Source organism: Peribacillus aracenensis (assembly GCF_025175645.1).
In the GTDB taxonomy this organism is placed as follows: domain Bacteria; phylum Bacillota; class Bacilli; order Bacillales; family DSM-1321; genus Peribacillus; species Peribacillus aracenensis.
Map to the genome: position 1 here is coordinate 1 of NZ_JANZMJ010000073.1, position 3,326 is coordinate 3,326.

3 protein-coding genes and 1 pseudogene are annotated in these 3,326 nt (G+C 35.7%); 2 read left to right on the top strand and 2 right to left on the bottom strand.

The window, feature by feature from the left end:
- The first annotated feature begins 342 nt into the window (after nt 1-342).
- Together N0M92_RS28865 and N0M92_RS28870 are read left to right on the top strand one after the other, a co-directional pair.
- Entirely contained in the window at nt 343-864 is a 522-nt protein-coding gene (locus N0M92_RS28865) for a DUF6843 domain-containing protein (protein WP_260288997.1), read from the top strand.
- 688 nt (nt 865-1,552) lie between these two features.
- A complete protein-coding gene (locus N0M92_RS28870; RefSeq protein ID WP_260288998.1) occupies nt 1,553-2,380 on the top strand; it encodes an amino acid permease in 828 nt (275 codons plus the stop codon).
- A 111-nt stretch (nt 2,381-2,491) separates the two neighbouring features.
- Here the strand turns inward: N0M92_RS28870 and N0M92_RS28875 are convergent.
- Nucleotides 2,492-2,919 (bottom strand): annotated as a pseudogene (locus N0M92_RS28875) (YfmQ family protein).
- Nucleotides 2,910-2,969, bottom strand: a complete 60-nt coding sequence (locus N0M92_RS29585) for a hypothetical protein (protein ID WP_397443941.1) — start codon at nt 2,967-2,969, stop codon at nt 2,910-2,912. The pseudogene N0M92_RS28875 and the gene N0M92_RS29585 overlap by 10 nt, the downstream one beginning before the upstream one ends.
- Nucleotides 2,970-3,326: the final 357 nt, after the last annotated feature.

Sequence of the window (3,326 nt, forward strand, 5' to 3'; positions counted from 1 at the left end):
TATTCAACTTGGAATTCCGGAGGAAGAAGCGAAAGGATTAACCTACTGTCGAAAAGGTTACCGATTCATAGGAGTATCCAAAGTCGTCCAAAGAGCAATCTCAAACAAAAGACTAAAGCAGAGGGGAGTCCCCTCTGCTTTAGAACATTATCTAAAAGTACACACTGTGATATAAATTGAAACGCCGTATACGCGAACCGTACGTACGGTGTTGTGAGAGGGGCGAAAATAAACTTATTTTCCCCCTACTCGATATGTTAACTATGGGGTAGGATAGTAGAAGTAGTTTGCCAAATAGAAAAGGATGTGACAATTAACTTAATTAAAAAGGAGTATAATTTTATGAAGCAATCCTTATTGATAATAATACTTTTGTTCATTATTAGGGGGTGTTCATTTAAAGAAGAGAAATCAAACGAACTATACCTTATTCCTAAAGACTTCGAGGGATCTTTTTTGGTTATATTCGGTATCCCGAATGAGCCTGTGTTAAAAAAAGAAGGAAAATATACGGTCATACCAATAGAACTTAAAAATTTGACTGCTTTGGAAGGTACAGAAATACAACAATATGGTGTTTACCTTACCTCTACTCCATATAAGGATGTAGATAAAACTGTAACCAACAAATACTATTATGTAGATGAAAATGAACATCGAACAGCAATTAATGAACAATGTGTCCACTTAGGGAGAAATGGAAGTTTTACTGGAGAAAACGGGAAGGAAATTTCTTTTCAAAGTTTACAAATTACAAACAGTGAATGTGGTGAAAGTTTCTTTCTTGATGGGGCGGATAATTATTATACTCAATTAGGGGAAGTAGAAAACTTCTGGTTGAACAAACTAAGTGGTAGCGAATAGAAGTTATTACCTTTTTCAACTAACGGGGGCGTTAGCTGAAGATCAGAGCTGTCTTTAAGGCAACTTTTTCTTAAGGAACTATCGGGGCAGGATAGTTCAACAAGCACAGTGTAGTCGGACTGTACGGAACTTTCAAAAAAATACATTAAGCCTCTAACAAATCACTCTCTTTTCAGATAAAATAGTTGCTGATAGGCTATTGATAACATCAACTCTAAAGGGGGTATTCCTAATTAAATTTATCCCGAAAAATGTAATCTATATTTATTTAATTCTAGGAGCATTCACTACAATTAACGGATTTTTTAATAAACCCGAAGACGAAGGAACACTAGATATTAGTATTGTTATTGCCCTTTCCATAGTTTTAATTATCCATATAGCATTGATTTTTTATGAAAAGAAAAATGCTGATTAAGCAGGTATGACAAATTTTTATTCGGCACAGTTTGTGTCAACTCTACAATAATCCTTAATGAACTCCCTCAGTTTAATAGATAATACTCACGAATACTCGCTTATTCGCAGGATTTCAAACCACATGGTATAGGTTGCTTTAGATGAATGAAAGAGATGGGACCGTTTTGATAAGATGAGGGCAGATTGAAATAGGGGATCTATTGGAAATCCCATATTATTACATATGATGCACGCATTTTCCACGCTGCCCTTGGAGGCTTTCCCTCCCATGTCTTTCCCACAAGGCATTCTCCCAGTATTTTTAAGTATTGTATTTATTACCTTTTCTATATCAGGAAGTGAAGTAGCCGCCATTGCAGCGGGAGAATCTGAAAATCCGGAAAAAAATATCATTAAGGCCATTAATAGTGTTGTTTGGAGATTGCTGATTTTCTTCGTTGGCTCTTCGGTAATTCTAGTATTCTTACTTCCCAAAAGTGAAGCAGGACTATTCAAGGCACCTTATGCAAGTATATTTGATATGGCAGGATTACCTGCAGCCGGTCATTTTATGAATATGGTAATCTTCGTTTCGTTACTTTCGATTTTAAATACAGGTATGTATACTAGTTCGCGTATCCTATACTCCTTATCTAAAAAAGGGGATGCACCCAAATTATTTTCAAAAGTTAATAAACGAGGGGCCCCAATTGGAACAATATTGGCGTGTGTAGGTGCTGCATACATGTTCACATTACTAAAATTTGTAGCTGCAGATCAATTATTTGTTATTTTAGCTAGTAGTTCTGGTGGTGTAACCATGATTATGTATATCTTTATTGCTATATCTCACTTGCGTTCACGAAAGAAAATGGAAAGAGAAAATCCTGGATTATTAAAAGTGAAAATGTGGTTATTTCCACACCTTACATTTTTTACGATTTTCATGTTGTTTGCAATATTTGTTGCTCAAGCTTTTATCCCTTCAATGCGTTTACAAATTTTCCTAACATTTTGCATAACGGGATTGGTAATAGTTTCATATTTTGTTTTTAGAAAAAAGAAGAAATTTAATTTAATTCAAAAAGAAAATAAGGTGATACTTGAGGAAAAATGAAAACCCTCCAATTGGGGGAGGGTACTGAATGAAACCCAAAGATGGAAAATAGAGCGTTTGTTTTCATTATCAAAAAACCACACATCATGGTGTGGTTTTTCATTTTTCCTTTTATGCTTCTTTTATATTCATTCCCTGCACCATCGAACGGTTTTGGAGGCTTTCGGAACGCATGCTATATGCCACAAGCTTCTTCTTTTCCTGTTTTACGACATCCACATGGTGCCGTACACGAACACCAATAACCGAACATCCTTTTTGCCTTTTTTCGTATCGATGGCCAAAGGCTTGACACCGCTCTTTGGCTGCAAAAACAAGGAGTCATTTCCAGGGAATATATGATTTTTCTTCAAAATCATCGCTTGGTTAACATCCTGAATCACTTGGTTCTTCTCTTCCGCTTCCAATGGTTTTCCGTCCATCGTGATCACGGTATTCCCGTCACTGAGTGTGGGATGCATCTTAAATTTATTCAAAAGCCAATTGACGACATCGGTTGGAAGGCAGGTAACAACTAGTTTAAATATCGTTAAAATAATGCCGCAACAGCATGTGCCTTTAAGGCTTCTTGATTCCATAAAGCCGGCATTTCTGCTGGAACGACTCCGCTATCAAAAGTGATAATCTGTGTTTGGATATGTTATCATAAACCTCGTTAGAATATAAAAATTAATCCTCCTATATCTTAATTTGTCTACAGGCTTTTATCATTTATAGAATTAAGACAAGGGAAATATAATCCCTTTTTTACATTGCTAATGTCACAAGTAAATTGGTAACTGAAAAAAGTGAGGCTGTCAAAGTTGAAAAGCCTGCGATGATGATTGCTCCATTAAAGAAATGGGAAATATGCCTAGTTATAAGAAGTAGGAGAAAAAGTAAATTAGCATTTTGCTAGGGGGTACCCCAATTTGATCTGTTGCTCAAATTTTCATTTATATATAAT

Excerpts from the sequence above, each read along its gene's own strand:
- N0M92_RS28865 (WP_260288997.1), top strand. The coding sequence starts at position 343 with ATGAAGCAATCCTTATTGATAATAATACTTTTGTTCATTATTAGGGGG.
- N0M92_RS28870 (WP_260288998.1), top strand. The coding sequence starts at position 1,553 with ATGTCTTTCCCACAAGGCATTCTCCCAGTATTTTTAAGTATTGTATTT.